Genomic DNA, 17,488 nt, shown 5'->3' with positions numbered 1-17,488 from the left:
GCTTGCGCCGCCCTAGATGCTTATTCTACTCCGACTTCCGCACCTTCCAGGTTCAGACTCAGTTTGTCCCCGGACGCATCGTCTTCGTCGTCGATTTCCTTCATCTCGATCTCTTCTTCGTTTTCGGTAAGGATCTTGACGTCCATACCCAAACTTTGAAGTTCCTTGATCAAGACCTTAAACGATTCCGGTACACCAGGTTCCGGTACGTTCTCGCCTTTGACGATCGATTCGTAGGTTTTCACCCGGCCGACCACATCATCCGACTTGACGGTCAAAATTTCTTGCAGTGTATAAGCAGCGCCGTAGGCTTCGAGCGCCCAAACTTCCATCTCCCCGAAACGCTGTCCGCCGAACTGTGCTTTACCACCGAGCGGCTGCTGCGTAACGAGCGAGTAAGGACCTGTCGAGCGGGCATGGATTTTATCATCAACCATGTGCGCCAGTTTGATCATGTGCATGACGCCGACGGTAACTTCGCGTTCGAATTGCTCACCTGTACGGCCGTCGTATAGAACGGTTTTACCATTGCGCTGCATTCCGGCTTCTTCCATCGTGTCGAACACGTCATACTCGTTCGCACCGTCGAATACCGGAGTAGCCACATGGATACCGAGCTTCAGAGCTGCCATACCAAGGTGAATTTCCAACACCTGACCGATGTTCATCCGGGATGGAACCCCGAGCGGGTTCAGTACAACCTGTACAGGCGTACCGTCCGGCATGAACGGCATATCTTCCTCTGGCAGAATACGGGCTACGACCCCTTTGTTACCATGACGGCCGGCCATTTTATCGCCTTCGGAAATTTTACGTTTTTGGGCAATATATACCCGAACAAGTTGATTAACGCCCGGTGGCAACTCGTCGCCATTCTCACGAGTAAACACCTTAACGTCGACAACAATACCGTCGGTACCATGCGGTACACGCAGGGATGTGTCACGTACTTCGCGTGCTTTCTCGCCGAAGATGGCGTGCAGAAGGCGCTCTTCTGCGGTAAGTTCCGTCACTCCCTTCGGAGTAACTTTACCGACCAGGATATCGCCCGCGCCGATTTCCGCACCGACACGGATGATGCCGCGCTCGTCAAGATTGCGAAGCGCTTCTTCACCGACATTCGGAATATCGCGGGTAATCTCTTCAGGACCCAGCTTCGTATCGCGGGCTTCGGATTCGTATTCCTCGATATGGATCGAGGTGTACACATCCTCTTTCACGAGTTTCTCACTAAGCAGGATCGCATCCTCGTAGTTGTAGCCTTCCCAAGTCATAAAGGCAACGACTACGTTCCGGCCAAGAGCCAATTCGCCCATTTCTGTCGATGGCCCGTCCGCGAGAATGTCACCCTTCTTGATAACATCGCCGCGTTTGACGATCGGACGCTGGTTAATGCATGTTCCTTGGTTCGAACGCATAAATTTGTGTAATTTATGTTTAACAAGGTCGCCTTTTACTTCCTTGCCATCCACTTTCTCGACGCGGCGCAGCCAAATTTCGTTTGCTGCGGAACGCTCGATGATCCCGTCGTATTTCGAAACGATACATACACCGGAGTCTTTGGCCGATTTATGCTCCATCCCTGTTCCGACAAGCGGAGCCTTAGGAATGAGAAGCGGAACCGCCTGACGCTGCATGTTCGAACCCATCAGTGCACGGTTCGAGTCATCGTTCTCCAAGAAAGGAATGAGCGCGGTCGCGACGGACACAACCTGCTTAGGCGATACGTCCATATAGTCAACGCGGTCGCTCGGCATAGTCAAAATGTTGTCGGACTGCTTGTTATAACGAACGATAACATTCTCATCGCGGAACGTGTTGTCATCATTCAACACCGCGTTCGCCTGTGCAATGATGTAGTTATCCTCTTCATCGGCAGTCAGGTAAGCGATTTGATCGGTAACTTTGCCCGTATTCGGGTCAACCCAACGGTACGGAGCTTCGATGAAGCCATACTCGTTGACGCGAGCGAACGTCGACAAAGAGTTGATCAAACCGATGTTCGGTCCTTCCGGTGTCTCGATTGGACACATACGGCCATAGTGGGAATGATGGACGTCACGAACTTCAAAGCCCGCGCGTTCCCGCGTCAAACCACCAGGTCCGAGTGCGGACAGACGGCGTTTATTCGTAAGTTCAGCAAGCGGGTTCGTCTGGTCCATAAACTGCGACAACTGCGAACTGCCGAAGAACTCCTTAATCGATGCGATAACAGGACGGATGTTGATCAGCGCTTGCGGCGTAATCACGTTCGCATCCTGGATCGACATTCTTTCGCGCACGACGCGCTCCATCCGGGACAAACCGATACGGAACTGGTTCTGCAGCAATTCGCCTACGGAACGCAGTCTACGGTTACCGAGATGGTCAATATCGTCCGTGCTTCCGACGCCGTGCAACAGGTTCAGGAAGTAGCTGATCGACGAAATGATATCGGCCGGCGTAATATGCTTCACCGATTTATCGATATTGCGGTTCGCGATCACCTTAACAACCTTGCCGTCTTCGATCGGAGAGAAAATATCGATCGTTTGCAAAGGCACGTCGTTAGCATCAAGAACACCGTTGGCCACATGATAGTTTTTGAAACCTACCGAGTTTTCCAAGAACGGCAAGATTTGATCAAGCAAACGGCGGTCCACCATCTGACCAGCTTCGGCGATAATTTCACCGGTGTTCGTGTCGATGAGAGACTCAGCCAAACGTTGGTTGAACAAACGATTCTTGATGTGGAGCTTTTTATTGATTTTATAACGGCCTACATTGGCCAGGTCATAACGCTTAGGATCAAAGAAACGCGCCACAAGCAAACTCTTAGCATTATCAAGAGTCGGCGGCTCACCCGGACGAAGACGCTCATAGATTTCAATGAGAGCTTTTTCCGTAGAGTCGGTGTTGTCCTTATCCAGCGTGTTGCGAATATATTCATCGTTGCCGAGCAAATCGAGAATCTCAGCATCCGTACCGAATCCAAGCGCACGAAGCAACACAGTTACCGGAATCTTACGCGTACGGTCGATCCGGACATAAACGATATCCTTCGCATCCGTCTCCAGTTCCAACCATGCACCGCGGTTTGGAATTACTGTTGCGGTATAAGTTTTCTTTCCGTTCTTATCCACTTTCGTGCTGAAATAGACGCTAGGAGAGCGAACCAACTGAGTGACAATTACCCGTTCCGCACCATTAATAATGAATGTGCCGGTTTCCGTCATCAGCGGGAAATCTCCCATGAATACTTCCTGCTCTTTGACTTCGCCGGTTTCCTTATTAATGAGCCGGACTTTAACCCGAAGCGGCGCCGCATACGTAACATCACGTTCCTTAGCGTCGTCTACTGTATACTTCGGTTCTCCAAGACTGTAATCGATAAATTCCAACACCAGATTTCCGGTGAAATCCTGAATCGGCGAGATATCCTGGAACATTTCCCGAAGGCCTTCTTCCAAGAACCACTCGTAGGATTTCTGTTGGATTTCGATCAGGTTCGGAACTTCGAGTACCTCGTTAATTCGTGCATAACTTCGCCGAGTGCGTCGACCATATTGAACAAGATGTCCTGCCAACTTATACCCACCCCTCATGTCTACTCACTTAAAAATTCATTGCGAACCCGTGTTTGTACCCTTATAATAGGACCATACGGATTCATCCACAAATAAAGAAAAGCCCTTATCGAATGCTTTCGAAAAAAGAGCATCATTATCCGTGTCATTTCCAGCCTGATGTCCCCGTATTCAGTAGATTTACCCGAAATGTACATATTATACGTAAAACGATATGATTTTATGCATCGTTTCACAAAAGTATTGACATTTCAGCAAGGTAAAGCCACAGAGGGCATCCTAATACTGACATTTTATAATAATAACACAACCACTTTTTCAAGTCAAACTATTTTTTTGGTTGCCTTGTAAATCCGATACCCCTTGTCCTTCGTCACTTCTTCCACGCTATCAAATAAAGACTCCAGCTTCAACTTTGCCGACGGCGCCCCTTGCTTTTTCTGAATAACAATCCATAGAGAACCCCCAGGCCTCAATCTTTCATGAGCCCCTTCAAAAATCGCATGTACCGTCTCTTTGCCTGCCCGAATCGGTGGATTTGTCAGCACTACATCAAAATCCCGATCTCCTAGCTCCGCAAATAAATCGCTTTGGAGAACCGTTACATTCGAAATCCGGTTAGCCGCTGCATTTTCGCGAGCCAGTTCGACCGCACGGCTATTGACGTCGATCATAGTTACATGACCTTGATCAGCCATGCGGGCAGCCGAAAGACCGATCGGTCCATAGCCGCAACCTACGTCAAGCACGTCTGCGTTTGCGGGAATCTCCATAGCTTCTATCAAAGTTCTACTCCCGAAATCCACGCCGCCTTTGGAGAATACCCCGGCATCGCTGACAAAACGGAAATTCTGCCCCCGGAGCGTTGCGTCCCACATTTTCCGGTCATGTGCAGCAGAAGGCTGATTCGTATAATAGTGATCTGGCATTTTACCGGTGACCTCCGTTGATCAGTTAATTGTTTTTGGGACTGGGGATCCTTTGCGAACGGACTCCTCGCCACGAAGTTCACCTAGGCAGATGCACGCGAGCAAGAGAGCACCAGACCCAAAAGCGTTTGTCCGAAACTTACGCAGGTTATAAACAAACCCCTTGAATGAATTCAAGGGGTTTGTCATTAGATAGAAGAGAAATTACTTCACTTCTACAGAAGCGCCTGCTTCTTCCAATTTCGCTTTTACTGCTTCTGCTTCTTCTTTGCCCACTTTTTCTTTCAGTGGTTTTGGAGCGTTGTCAACCAGGTCTTTTGCTTCTTTCAAGCCGAGGCCAGTGATTTCGCGAACCACTTTGATAACGTTGATTTTGGACGCGCCTGCATTGTTCAGGATTACGTCGAATTCAGTTTGCTCAGCTGCTTCAGCTGCGCCGCCGCCGCCACCAGCTACAACTACAGGAGCTGCAGCAGTTACGCCGAATTCTTCTTCGATAGCTTTAACAAGATCGTTCAGTTCAAGAACGGTCATAGCTTTGATTTCTTCCAAAATTGTTTCTTTAGACATGGTAGAACCTCCATTATTTTAATTTGATAATTTTAGATTGCTTGATTCAGAAGCAGCTTACGCGCTTGCTTCTTCTTTGTCTGCAACGGCTTTGACTGCCAGCGCGAAGTTGCGAACTGGAGCTTGAAGCACGCTGAGGAGCATCGAAAGGAGACCTTCGCGGGACGGAAGATCCGCCAACGCTTTAATTTGGTCAACGCCGACTACACGGCCTTCAACCACGCCACCTTTTACTTTCAACGCTTCGTTCTTCTTCGCGAAATCGCTAAGAATCTTAGCCGGAGCTACTGCGTCTTCAGCACTGAATGCGATAGCCGTAGGGCCAGTCAGCACTTCGTTCAGTTCAGAAAGTTCAGCAGCTTCTGTTGCGCGGCGAACGAGCGTATTCTTCAATACTTGGAATTCTACGCCAGCTTCACGAAGCTGTTTGCGCAATTCCGTAACTTGGGCAACATTCAGACCGCGGTAATCCGCTACTACAGTCGTTGCGCTCTCGCGCAATTTCGCAGTTACGACTTCAACGGCTTCTTGTTTTGCTTGAATCACTTTTGCGTTTGCCAACCTGTACACCTCCTGATAGATTTACTCGGCCTTCTTCATTTCCATGAAAAAAGCCTCCGCAGAATCACGAAGGCCTGACGAATCATTAACCACAGATGAACTGCGGTAAATTGAAATTCTATCACAACACCTCGGTAGGAAATTAAGCACTAAGGCACCTACTGTCTACGGTAAGCATATTCAAATTGAATTGTCGTATCAAAAACAACTTGTTTAGTTTACCAAGAGATTCACTCGATGTCAATCCCATTACTCACCGAGGCGAGCGGTATTATCTGTAAACAGTTGTATTAACACGAGCGCTAGGGCCCATCGTCGAAGAAATCGCGATGTTTTTCAAATACACGCCCTTGGCAGCAGCCGGTTTAGCCCGGTTCAATGCGTCGATGAGAGCTTTGAGGTTCTCATTGAGTTGTTCGGAAGAGAAAGATACTTTTCCGATTGGCGCATGGATTTGACCTGCTTTGTCCAGACGGTACTCGATTTTACCCGCTTTGATTTCTTGAACGGCTTTAGCTACGTCAAACGTAACTGTACCTGCTTTAGGGTTAGGCATGAGGCCTTTACCACCGAGCAGACGGCCGAGTTTACCAACTTCACTCATCATATCCGGTGTCGCTACGCAGACATCGAATTCGAACCAGCCTTGTTGGATTTTGTTGATCATGTCTTGATCGCCTACGAAGTCAGCGCCGGCAGCTTCCGCTTCCTTAACTTTCTCGCCTTTGGCGAATACCAGAACGCGTTGCGTTTTACCCGTGCCATGAGGCAGGACAACGACACCACGAACGGCTTGGTCTTGTTTACGAGGGTCTACGCCCAAACGAACTGCTGCTTCAACGGTTTCGTCGAATTTCGCAGTCGCTGCCTTTTTCACCAGTTCAACGGCTTCTGAAGGCTCATATGTCGCTTCGCTGTCGATCAGCTTAGCGGCTTCAAGGTATTTTTTACCGTGTTTAGCCATGAAATTGTTCCTCCTTTGTGGTATTAGCGGAATATCCTCCCACTGAGGATGAAAATCAGGATTATGCATTACGCAATATAATTTTCATCCGGTCTCTGAAAAGATGAGCTACCCGAAGGTGAGCTTATTTTTTCAGAGGCAACTTCTGTTGCAAAAGTCTTGATGTCGTTTCTAGGTTGTTTAGCAACTCAGTTGTTTTACGCGCCAAGAATTAGTCTTGGATCGTGATGCCCATGCTACGAGCAGTACCTTCTACCATGCGCATTGCCGATTCAACGGAAGCTGCGTTAAGGTCAGGCATTTTTTGCTCCGCGATTTGACGAACAACGTCGCGTTTCACGGTAGCCACTTTTTTCTTGTTTGGTTCGCCGGAACCCTTCTCGATCTTCGCAGCAACGCGAAGCAGAACAGCTGCCGGAGGAGTTTTGGTGATGAATGTAAAAGAACGGTCTTCAAACACCGAAATCTCAACTGGAATGATCAAACCTGCTTGATCGGCAGTACGAGCGTTGAATTCTTTACAGAATGCCATGATGTTGACACCTGCTTGACCCAAAGCTGGACCTACCGGAGGCGCAGGATTCGCTTTCCCTGCAGGAATTTGCAGTTTTACCACTTTGATAACCTTTTTCGCCATGTAAAACACCTCCTTGCCCTAATAGTGGTAGACGGAGCGCAATGCCCCTCCCACGTGAAACCCTAAGAAACCTATATCTTTTCCACTTGAGTGTAATCCAGTTCAAGCGGGGTTTCTCGTCCAAACATGTTGACGTGAACCTTGAGCTTGCTCTTGTCGACCAGAATTTCTTCGATGGATCCGACAAAATTGGCAAACGGGCCAACCTTGATGCGTACGGATTCTTTCAAGTCGAACTCGATAACCGGTTTCGGTTCTTCCATGCCCATATGCTGCAAAATCTGTTCCACTTCTTCAGGGAGCAGAGGCGTAGGTTTGGAACCCGATCCCGTGGAGCCGACAAATCCAGTAACGCCCGGCGTGTTGCGAACAACATACCAAGAGTCGTCGGTTTGGATCATTTCTACCAAGACATATCCCGGGTAAACTTTACGCATGACGGTCTTCTTCTTACCGTCTTTGTTTACCACTTCTTCTTCCATAGGAACAAGAACGCGGAAAATCTTGTCTTCCATGCCCATGGACTCGACGCGCTTCTCCAAATTGGCTTTGACTTTGTTCTCATACCCGGAATAGGTATGAACTACGTACCATCTTTTTTCCATATCAAGCCACCTATGGACCCTTCTTAAATTATCGCTTCGATCACAGCAGAGATGCCGATATCAAGTACCCAAAAATAAATCGCGACAACTGCAATTGTACCCAGCACAATCAGCGTATAATTGGTCAGCTCTTTACGATTAGGCCAGCGAACCTTTTTAAGCTCTGCCCAGCTTTCAGAGAAAAAAGAGATCAACGACTTGAAACTTCGTTTCATGCGCGACTACACCTCCAAAGACTATCTGGTTTCGCGATGAGGAACTTGCTCGTTGCAAAACTTGCAAAATTTCTTCATCTCCATGCGGTCGGGGTGGTTACGCTTGTTTTTCGTTGTCGTGTAGTTTCTTTGTTTGCAGTTCGTACAAGCCAACGTAATAATTACCCGCATGATGTGCACCTCCCGAAGACATTCCTTTATGAGAAAGTCTTATTGTTTAAACCTAAAAATGAAAAACACAAATTTAGGCCTACCTAAAACACTTTATCACATGGCCCTACCCGTGTCAACGAGCGAGACAAGCTTCTCTCTTCGTTAAATTGAGGTAATTCCTGAATGACTCTTGAATCTGGAAATTGTCAGCTGGAGCAGGTTCTGGATTCGAATGCGTATCTTTCTAGTATGGCACAGCTTTTAATAGGTTAAACGCAAATACAGCTTCTTTTCAAACGTGTAGTCGTACTCCAGAAATATGCAGGGGTGCGGGCTTCGAGTTGCGTCGGTTGATGCTCCTCCTGGAGGTAAGCCACCTCGCCTGGACTACCTGATGACGGGATGGTTTGGTCGATCAATATAATGATAATGCGCGCGCGGAAAATACTTTTTAACGGACACAGGAGACCTTAAGTCACCCAAAACACCTTGTTTTCCATACTAACGGACACAGTAGCTCTTAACTCCACTATTTTCTTACGAAAACAGCAATTCATCCTGCTTTAAGGGCCGTGGTGTCCGTTAGTTTCCTAAACGTTACATTTAACGTGGAATAAGGTCTCTCGTGTCCGTTAGAAGTTAGCGATTGGAAAAGGAGTACACAAGCTTACAAACACAGAAGCACTAATAAACAAATACTGAAATACGCAATACGCAATACACAATACGCATAACGCAATACAAAATACGCAATACGCACACACCATACACCATACACCATACACAAGCCTCAAATGTGCAAGCCCTATGCCCACAAAAACACAATCACAATCACAATTACAATTACAATTACAATTACAATTACAATTACAAATCACAACTACAGTCGCAATCTCAAATTCAAAATTCACAATTAAAAATTCAAATACAAATTCAAACATCCATTAAACAGCAAAAAAGGGCGACGGCTGATCCGTCCTCCCTCTATGTTCCGTATAATTTCAACTATAAGTTCAAATGCCTCCGTCGCGCACTTCCAGATAACGTTCCAGCTTGCGTTTCACTCTTTGCAACGCATTGTCGATGGATTTCACATGCCGGTTTAAATCGACCGCAATTTCCTGATATGAGCGCCCATCCAGGTACAGCATCAACACCTTGCGTTCCAGGTCACTGAGTATTTCAGACATTTTATCTTCAAGTCCGACAAATTCCTCTTGATTAATGATCAATTCTTCCGGATCACATACCCGGGAGCCGCAAATGACATCCAAGAGCGTCCGATCGGAATCCTCATCATAAATTGGCTTGTCCAATGAGACATAAGAATTGAGCGGAATATGCTTCTGGCGGGTCGCCGTCTTGATTGCCGTTATAATCTGACGTGTAATGCACAGCTCGGCAAACGCTTTGAACGAAGCGAGCTTATCCCCCCGAAAGTCCCGGATCGATTTATAAAGGCCGATCATGCCTTCCTGAATAATATCCTCACGGTCGGCACCGATCAGGAAATAGGATCTAGCTTTGGCACGCACAAAACTGCGGTACTTGTTAATCAAGTACTCAAGCGCTTCACTGTCACCGTTGCGGACGGCTTCGACAATGTCTTCGTCATTTTGGACCTCATAATCTAGCCTTATCCACGTCTCCAGGTTGACACTCACCACAAATCCCTCCGGCTGCAACGCACGGTGCCCCGTCACTCAGTCAAGTAATACGAACAGTATATATGATGGCGCATATTAGCGTCAACCGAAAAAGTACCAAAAGATGTAAAGTCGAACTTTGTCAAGAGTATTTGGGAGCAAAACCACAGAATGCACTTTCATTCCCTGCGCCATCGTTCGAACATTTTTCTCACTTCAGGACTCAGCTTTCCGTCAATCGTGTTCCTGCTGGAGTTGCTGCTGCGTTCCTGCAATCTCACCTGGATTTCCTTCTCGCTTTGCTCCACTTGGGTCAGCAATTCGCGCGCCGAAACCCGTAGCGCTCCCTGCCCGAATATGACATGCTGCTCCACCATATCGCTTGTAGCGACATAAATCTGCCTGCGGCGATTCGTCAATTCCCCGACCAGACGTTCAATGCATTCATCCGCCGTCTCTTTTTCTTTGGTGAAATGGATATCGACTTTATATTGGGCGAATGACTTGCCGAGTCCGGGTACCCGGTAAGCATCAAAGACGACGATCACCTTTCTCCCCGAAAAGGCTTGGTAGTCGGCCAGCCTGGCCAACAAACGGTCCCGGGCCTCCTCCAGATCGTTCTTGGACAAGGAGGCGAGCTCGGGCCACCCGCCGATCATATTGTATCCGTCTACCAGGAGACAATCGCGCGTGTCGCGCATAGAACTCTAGCCCTCGGCGCGGCGTCTGCGAAGCACTTCATACATCACAACGCCCGCGGCAACCGAGGCGTTCAGGGAATTCAGCTGTCCGTTCATCGGAAGCTTCAGCAGCACATCGCAGGTCTCCCGGACCAGGCGGCCCATTCCCTTATTTTCATTCCCGATCACGATCGCCACCGGACCGGTAAAAATATTGCCGCTGCTGCCGCTATAAATTTCATCCTTAGCGGCGACATCGGTACCGACGACCCAGACGCCGCCTTCCTTAAGCTGCTCCATCGTCTGTACCAGATTTGTCACTCGGGCTACAGGGACATATTCGACCGCCCCGGCCGAGGTCTTGGATACGGTCGCGGTGACTGCGGCGGAGCGCCGTTTAGGGATAATCACCCCATGAACTCCCGTACATTCCGCAGTCCGCAAGATCGAACCCAGATTATGCGGATCCTCAATTTCGTCCAGCACGAGCAGGAACGGCGCTTCACCCCGTTCGGCAGCTCTTGCAAGCAGATCTTCAACCTCAACGTAGGCGTATGGCGCCGCCTGGGCTACAACGCCCTGATGCTGCAAACCCGGGGCCATTTGGTCCAGCTTCCGCTTGTCCACGAATTGAACGATAATTCCCCGGTTTTTGGCCTCCGTCACTATCGGTTGGGTCAGATGTTTTTGGGCGCCTTCGGCTACCCATATTTTATTGATCGTGCGTCCGGCTCTGAGCGCTTCAAGCAGCGAGTGCTTCCCGGCGATCCATTCTTGGTCCTCCATATAATCCTCCTGGGTTTATAAATTCAGGGATCTAAATCCCTTCAAGTTCATGATCATATTGTTCGAAGCCTTGCGCAATCAAGCTGCGCAAGCGGTCATGCGCCCCGGTATAGTACAGAAAGCCGATCAGGCTTTCGAACGCGGTAGCATGACGGTAATCCAGCACATTCGCATTTTTGGGAATGGTGCCGGATTTGGCGTTGCGGCCTTGCCGCACAACGTCCCGCTCTTCCTCGGTCAGCTGCGGCTCCAGCAGGGCCAGCAGCCCGGCCTGGGCTTTGGCGGAGACGTATTTCGTCGACAGCCGGTGCAGGTGGTGCGGCCGGAGATTCGGCCGGGCGATCACATGCTGGCGGACGGCGACCTCGAAGACGGCGTCGCCGATGTACGCGAGTGCGAGCGGCGGCAGGAGCCGGGCCGGCTTGGACGGCGGCTCCGGGAACCAGAGCGCCGCAGGGGCTGCGCCAGGCGCAGCGGCAGCGCCCTCAGGCGCCCGCCCGGTCATGCCGGCGGGCTCTTCGGCGTTCTGTCCGCTGCGCGGCAACGGGCTGCCGTTTGCTTCCGGGCCCGTCATTTGCGCCGCCATCTCATGCCTTGCGGCGTATCTTCCAGCAGGATGCCCTGCTCCTGCAGCAGATCGCGGATCTCGTCGGCACGGGCCCAGTTCTTCGACTTCCGCGCTTCCGTACGCTCTTCGATCAGCGCCTCGATCTCCTCGTCGAGCAGCTCCTGCTCTTCTTCGGCGGCAATCCGCAGCACGCCGTTCATCTCCTCGAACAGGGTCAGCGCCGCTTCCAGATCGGCGTGAGACACCTCACTGCTCTGCAGCAGGCCGTTCACTTCACTTACCCACTCAAACACCGCCGTAATCGCATCCGGCGTATTAAAATCATCTTGCATTTTCGTATGGAATGCAGTGCGAATGTCCTGCAACTTACGCTCCCATTCCTTCGTCACCGCCGTACCTTCCCCGCTTCCAGCCGACTCCTGCAGCCGGTAACGTAAATTGCCCAGCGCGTTGGCGATCCGCTCCACGCCGCGCTCCGCCTGCATCATCGATTCGTCCGTGAAATTCAGCGGATTGCGGTAATGGGTAGTCAGCATGAAATAACGGATCGCTTCACGCTTGTACTTGGACCGGAGATCCTTCACCAGCACCCCGTTTCCGAGCGACTTTGACATTTTTTCCCCGCCGATATTAATATATCCGTTATGCATCCAATAGCTCGCCAGCGGCTTGCCCGTAACTGCTTCGGACTGGGCTACCTCGCACTCATGGTGCGGGAACTGCAAATCCTGGCCGCCGCCGTGAATGTCCAGCGTGTCCCCGAGCAGATGGCGGGACATGGCCGAGCACTCGATATGCCATCCGGGCCGCCCAGGACCCCACGGGCTATCCCAGTGGATTTCACCCGGCTTGGCGGCTTTCCACAGCACGAAATCCTCCGGATTTTCTTTCCGCTCATCCACATCGATCCGGATACCGAACTGAAGCTCGCCGATATTTTGCCCCGACAGCTTGCCATAGCCTTCGAATTTTCCCGTCCGGAAAAAGACGTCCCCGCCCTTCTCGTAAGCATAGCCTTTGCTTTCCAGGTCGCGGATAAACTCGATGATGATGTCCATATTTTCGGTGACCCGGGGATTGGACGTGGCGCGAGGAATGCCGAGCCCTTCCAGATCCTCGTAATAGGCGTCGATAAACATCGAGGCTACCTCCGGTACCGACAGGTCCATTTCCTCCGCTTTGCGGATCAGCTTGTCGTCGACATCTGTGAAATTGACTACGAAATTCACATCATATTTCTGATTCTCCAAATAACTGCGCACGACATCGAAAAAAATCATCGGACGTGCGTTTCCAATATGAATATAACCGTATACGGTCGGTCCGCACACATAAACCGAAGCCTTCCCCGGCTCCTGGGTCACAAATTGTTCCTTCATTCGGGTAAGCGTGTTGTAAATTTGCAGCGCCATACTCTCGATCCTTTCACATTTAAGGTTCTGTTCTATTTTAACCGTGAATCATTCTAACATAGACAGTTTATTGCAGATTGATTTTGTTGTTCTACTCCGCTGTCTGCTTTTCCGGCAGTTCTTTTCTCAGGCTTTGTACTTCGCTTTGCAGCTGCTCGATCTCCTGTTGAAGCGAGCGCATCGCATCGACTACCGGATCCGGCAGTTGATGGCTCAAACGATCCAGCCGCTTGCCGCCCTGGCGGACCACTTTGCCCGGGATGCCGACTACCGTGCTGCCCGCAGGCACTTCTTTGAGGACTACAGAGTTTGCGCCAATATTGCATTGATCCCCTATCGTAAAAGAACCCAATATTTTCGCCCCCGACCCGATGACCACGTTATTGCCGATCGTCGGATGCCGTTTGCCCTTCTCCTTCCCGCTGCCGCCCAGCGTAACGCCTTGATAAATGACAACGTCATCGCCGATTTCGCAGGTTTCCCCGATCACCACGCCCATCCCGTGGTCGATGAACAACCGGTTACCGATCCGTGCTCCGGGATGAATTTCGATGCCGGTAAAAAAGCGGCTGACCTGCGAGACGATCCGAGCCAGCGTAAACCAGCGCCGCCGGTAAAAAACATGGGCGACCCGATGGCTCCATATCGCATGCAAACCGGAATAGGTAAAAACCACCTCGAACCAGCTTCTGGCAGCCGGGTCATTCTCAAACACCGCCTGAATATCGGACCTCATTCTTTTGAACATAAGCGTTATCCCCCTCAATCTGCTGCTTACGCCTCACTACGGTCAATGGATGCCAAGTTGCCTGATGAATATGCCAAAAAAGCGCCCCCGCAGCTTTCGCTGCAGAGACGCCTGATGCGTGGTTCCACTCTGCTTCGGATACAAGCCGGCCTTAAAGCCTTGGCTTAATCCCTCATGAGGTCCTTAACGCGGACGATACGGCAGAATCTACCGGGCCTCACGGCCTCGCTCGAATCTGCGGCTCCCGGGTGCATTTCCGCCGCGCGTATTGAGATAACTCTCAGCCACAAAGCGGGTGTACCCGCTTACCGGTTATCTTCTCTGGACAATACTGACGCTATAACGTACTTCTCCCGTTCTATGCCGATGCCTCTATCTTACATGATAGTCCACAAAACTGACAATAAGAGGTTGTTCAAAAAGTCATCTTTCCATGACGAAGCAGATAAGGATGAGGATTCGACGTCGAATCTTGAATTCAGCCGGGCCTTCCGTTGCTCACGTACCTTATGAGCCAATGCTTACGAAGTCGTTTTCTACGAAAACGTTTAGCTCCGCTACTCAGTCCCTATCTTCATCCAACCTAAAGCGTTTTGTAAAAACGCACTTCGGAAGCATACACTTCGGTCCTGAAAACCCGACTTTTTGAATACGCACAATAAATGATTTAAAACTACCTAAGCGCCGCGGATTTGCGACTTCAGCCGGTCGATAACGCGATCGCGGCCGAGCAGGTAAATGGTCTGGTTCAAATCCCGGCCATGGGTTTGACCGGTCAACGCGACGCGGATCGGCATAAAGAGACCTTTTCCTTTTACGCCGGTTTCTTTCTGTACTTCCTTGATCAGGACGGCCATTTGCTCCGGCGTGAATTCCGCCGCGGCCTCCACCTTGCCGAGGAAGGCGCTCAGCACGTCCGGTACTTGCGGCTCGGCCAGGATCGCGGCCGACTCTGCATCCAGCTCCAGATGCGTGCGGAAGAACAGGTCCGACAATTCAACGATGTCGGATGCCGCCGTCATTTGCTCCTGGTACAGGGCGACCAGCGTTTTGGCCCAGGCTTGCTGTTCCGGCGTCAATTCCTCAGGCAGACGGGACGCCGCCTGCAAATGCGGAATCGCAAGCGCGGCGATGAGATCCGGGTCGGCATTTTTAATATAATGATTATTCAAGTGAGCCAATTTATGCTTATCGAAAACCGCAGGACTGCGCGACAGCCGGTTCGCATCGAAAATCGAAATCAGTTCGTCCTTGGAGAAAATCTCCTCTTCCCCTTCGGGCGACCAGCCCAGCAGGGCGATGAAGTTAAACAAAGCTTCAGGCAAATAGCCGAGCTTATCGTATTGTTCGATGAACTGAATGACGGATTCGTCGCGTTTGCTCAGCTTCTTATGGTTGTCGCCGACGATCAGGGTCATATGACCGAAACGCGGCGGCTCCCAGCCGAAAGCTTCATAGATCATCAATTGACGCGGCGTATTCGACACATGGTCTTCTCCGCGCAGCACATGGCTGATTTTCATGAGATGATCGTCGAGCGCTACGGCGAAATTGTAGGTTGGGATGCCGTCTTTTTTCACAATGACAAAATCGCCGCTGACGTCGGATTCGAACGTGATCGGCCCTTTAACAAGATCGTCGAAGGTGTAGGTGCGGCCTTCCGGTACCCGGAAACGAATGCTTGCCACACGGCCTTCAGCTTCAAACGCAGCGCATTGCTCCGGCGTCAAATCGCGGTGTTTGCCGGAATAACGCGGCATTTCCCCACGCGCAGTTTGCTCCTCGCGCTCTTGCTCCAGCTCTTCCTCCGTGCAGTAGCACCGGTAAGCCAAACCGCGGTCTAGCAGGTCCTGCCAATAAGTCCGGTAGATGTCCAGCCGTTCTGTCTGACGGTAAGGCCCATACTCCCCGCCCACGTCGACGCTTTCGTCCCAATCCATGCCCAGCCATTTGAGATAGGTGAGCTGGCTTTCTTCTCCGCCGGCCACATTCCGCTTTACGTCGGTATCCTCGATACGGATGATGAATTTACCTCCGTGATGTCTGGCAAACAAATAATTGAACAACGCCGTTCTGGCGTTACCGATATGTAAATGCCCTGTAGGACTCGGCGCATAACGCACGCGAACCTCTGTCATAGTAATCCCCTCCAGATTTAAAATAACGCCTAAGATGATAGCACATCCGAGAGCAGGCATACAATACATTGCGATGCAATGCCCTCGCCGCGGCCCGTAAACCCTAGATGCTCAGTCGTCGTCGCCTTCACATTCACCCGCTGCGGATCGGCTTCGAGCGCTTCGGCAATTACCTCGACCATCTGCGGAATGTACGGCGCCATTTTTGGAGCCTGCGCGATGATTGTCGCATCGAGATTGCCGAGGCGATATCCTCTCTCCTTCGCCATTGCCCAGACCCGACGCAGCAGCACCAGGCTGTCCGCATCCTTAAAGGCCGGATCCGTATCCGGGAAGTGCCGGCCGATATCTCCCAGTGCCAGCGCGCCCAGAATGGCGTCGCTCACAGCATGGAGTAACACGTCGGCATCGGAATGCCCGAGCAGTCCCTTTTCGTAAGGAAGGGTCACCCCTCCAATGATACAAGGTCTTCCCTCCACCAACTGATGCACATCAAATCCTTGTCCAACTGCGATCATAGTTTGTCCTCTCCCCTGTATTCCTTCTTATTCGCGATAATTTCGGCAAAGTCCAAATCCTCAGGCGTAGTAATCTTAATGTTGCTGTACCCGCCTTCCGTCACTTTAACGGGAATGCCCAGCCGTTCAACAAGCATCGCGTCATCTGTACCGATAAAGCCTGCGGTCTCGGCATCTTCATGAGCCCGCAGCAGATCGGATCGGCGAAAAGCCTGCGGAGTCTGAATCGCCCACAAGCTGCGGCGGTCCGGCGTCGCGGTCACCCGTCCTTGCCCGTCGACCTGCTTCACCGTATCCTTCACCGGAACGGCGAGAATGGAAGCCCCATGCTCTACGGCCGCCTCATAACAGGACGTCACCTGCCCGCTCGTGACAAAAGGGCGGACGCCGTCATGCACCAGTACCCAGGGTGTCCCGATGTTAAGCAGGCCCCGGTATACCGAATGCTGACGCTCGGCGCCGCCCGGTATTACTTTCACTTGTTTCGCAATGCCGTACTCGGCGATCCAGGCGCGGCATCGATCCACATCCTGCTCCCCGGTGACGAGCACAATTTCACCTATCAACGGATGGCGGTCAAACACTTCCAGCGTATGAACGATAATCGGCTTTCCCTTCAAAGAGAGAAACTGCTTGCTCTCCTTCGTGCCCATTCTCGTTCCCCGACCGGCTGCCACCACGATAACCCCGACTTCCGGGGCGGATTCCGTTTTCATGATCTCTTGCCTCACCTGCCAGATAGTAAGCGGGACTCTGCGGTCGTTCGATACACCGTCTTTAGTTCCCGCATTT

Annotated in this window: 18 protein-coding genes and 1 other annotated feature; all 18 genes read right to left on the bottom strand. The window is 51.0% G+C overall.

Annotated elements, in window-relative coordinates; translation table 11 throughout:
• Positions 1-20: 20 nt before the first annotated feature.
• Entirely contained in the window at positions 21-3,566 is a 3,546-nt protein-coding gene (rpoB, locus tag KJS57_RS23775) for a DNA-directed RNA polymerase subunit beta (protein ID WP_211025549.1), read from the bottom strand.
• A gap of 323 nt (positions 3,567-3,889) precedes the next feature.
• Positions 3,890-4,495, bottom strand: a complete 606-nt coding sequence (locus KJS57_RS23770) for a class I SAM-dependent methyltransferase (protein ID WP_213656560.1) — start codon at positions 4,493-4,495, stop codon at positions 3,890-3,892.
• 204 nt (positions 4,496-4,699) lie between these two features.
• On the bottom strand, positions 4,700-5,065 hold the full coding sequence (rplL, locus tag KJS57_RS23765; RefSeq protein ID WP_211025545.1) for a 50S ribosomal protein L7/L12: 366 nt from the start codon (positions 5,063-5,065) through the stop codon (positions 4,700-4,702).
• 57 nt (positions 5,066-5,122) lie between these two features.
• Positions 5,123-5,626, bottom strand: coding sequence for a 50S ribosomal protein L10 (rplJ, locus tag KJS57_RS23760; protein ID WP_213656559.1), 504 nt, complete (start codon positions 5,624-5,626; stop codon positions 5,123-5,125).
• A 37-nt stretch (positions 5,627-5,663) separates the two neighbouring features.
• Positions 5,664-5,815 (bottom strand) — a sequence feature (ribosomal protein L10 leader region).
• A gap of 82 nt (positions 5,816-5,897) precedes the next feature.
• Entirely contained in the window at positions 5,898-6,590 is a 693-nt protein-coding gene (gene rplA / locus KJS57_RS23755; protein WP_211025541.1) for a 50S ribosomal protein L1, read from the bottom strand.
• 211 nt (positions 6,591-6,801) lie between these two features.
• Positions 6,802-7,227, bottom strand: a complete 426-nt coding sequence (gene rplK, locus KJS57_RS23750) for a 50S ribosomal protein L11 (protein WP_044482537.1) — start codon at positions 7,225-7,227, stop codon at positions 6,802-6,804.
• 71 nt (positions 7,228-7,298) lie between these two features.
• Positions 7,299-7,832, bottom strand: a complete 534-nt coding sequence (gene nusG, locus KJS57_RS23745; RefSeq protein ID WP_044482538.1) for a transcription termination/antitermination protein NusG — start codon at positions 7,830-7,832, stop codon at positions 7,299-7,301.
• 23 nt (positions 7,833-7,855) lie between these two features.
• Complete coding sequence (gene secE, locus KJS57_RS23740; protein ID WP_211025536.1) at positions 7,856-8,047, bottom strand: preprotein translocase subunit SecE; 192 nt, start codon at positions 8,045-8,047, stop codon at positions 7,856-7,858.
• A 21-nt stretch (positions 8,048-8,068) separates the two neighbouring features.
• A complete protein-coding gene (gene rpmG, locus KJS57_RS23735; RefSeq protein WP_071784256.1) occupies positions 8,069-8,218 on the bottom strand; it encodes a 50S ribosomal protein L33 in 150 nt (49 codons plus the stop codon).
• Positions 8,219-9,213: 995 nt separating this feature from the next.
• Entirely contained in the window at positions 9,214-9,867 is a 654-nt protein-coding gene (gene sigH / locus KJS57_RS23730; protein ID WP_373316857.1) for an RNA polymerase sporulation sigma factor SigH, read from the bottom strand.
• Between the two features lie 158 nt (positions 9,868-10,025).
• Positions 10,026-10,547 (bottom strand): NYN domain-containing protein, encoded by a 522-nt coding sequence (locus KJS57_RS23725; RefSeq protein ID WP_211025532.1) that lies wholly within the window; start codon positions 10,545-10,547, stop codon positions 10,026-10,028.
• Between the two features lie 6 nt (positions 10,548-10,553).
• A complete protein-coding gene (gene rlmB / locus KJS57_RS23720; protein ID WP_213656558.1) occupies positions 10,554-11,312 on the bottom strand; it encodes a 23S rRNA (guanosine(2251)-2'-O)-methyltransferase RlmB in 759 nt (252 codons plus the stop codon).
• Between the two features lie 31 nt (positions 11,313-11,343).
• Positions 11,344-11,817 carry a Mini-ribonuclease 3 gene (locus tag KJS57_RS23715; protein WP_244861690.1) on the bottom strand — a complete coding sequence of 158 codons (474 nt, stop codon included), beginning with the start codon at positions 11,815-11,817 and terminating at the stop codon, positions 11,344-11,346.
• A gap of 65 nt (positions 11,818-11,882) precedes the next feature.
• Positions 11,883-13,292: a cysteine--tRNA ligase gene (gene cysS / locus KJS57_RS23710; protein ID WP_211025528.1), complete on the bottom strand. Its 1,410-nt coding sequence runs from the start codon at positions 13,290-13,292 to the stop codon at positions 11,883-11,885.
• Between the two features lie 91 nt (positions 13,293-13,383).
• Complete coding sequence (gene cysE, locus KJS57_RS23705; RefSeq protein ID WP_211025526.1) at positions 13,384-14,040, bottom strand: serine O-acetyltransferase; 657 nt, start codon at positions 14,038-14,040, stop codon at positions 13,384-13,386.
• A gap of 677 nt (positions 14,041-14,717) precedes the next feature.
• Positions 14,718-16,178 (bottom strand): glutamate--tRNA ligase, encoded by a 1,461-nt coding sequence (gltX, locus tag KJS57_RS23700; RefSeq protein WP_211025524.1) that lies wholly within the window; start codon positions 16,176-16,178, stop codon positions 14,718-14,720.
• Positions 16,179-16,207: 29 nt separating this feature from the next.
• On the bottom strand, positions 16,208-16,696 hold the full coding sequence (gene ispF / locus KJS57_RS23695; RefSeq protein ID WP_211025522.1) for a 2-C-methyl-D-erythritol 2,4-cyclodiphosphate synthase: 489 nt from the start codon (positions 16,694-16,696) through the stop codon (positions 16,208-16,210).
• Positions 16,693-17,412 (bottom strand): 2-C-methyl-D-erythritol 4-phosphate cytidylyltransferase, encoded by a 720-nt coding sequence (ispD, locus tag KJS57_RS23690; protein ID WP_213656557.1) that lies wholly within the window; start codon positions 17,410-17,412, stop codon positions 16,693-16,695. The genes ispF and ispD overlap by 4 nt, the downstream gene beginning before the upstream one ends.
• Positions 17,413-17,488 lie beyond the last annotated feature (76 nt).

It is taken from the genome of Paenibacillus vini (assembly GCF_018403325.1).
Lineage (GTDB): Bacteria > Bacillota > Bacilli > Paenibacillales > Paenibacillaceae > Fontibacillus > Fontibacillus vini.
This window is presented reverse-complemented; position numbering and strand designations above follow the sequence as displayed.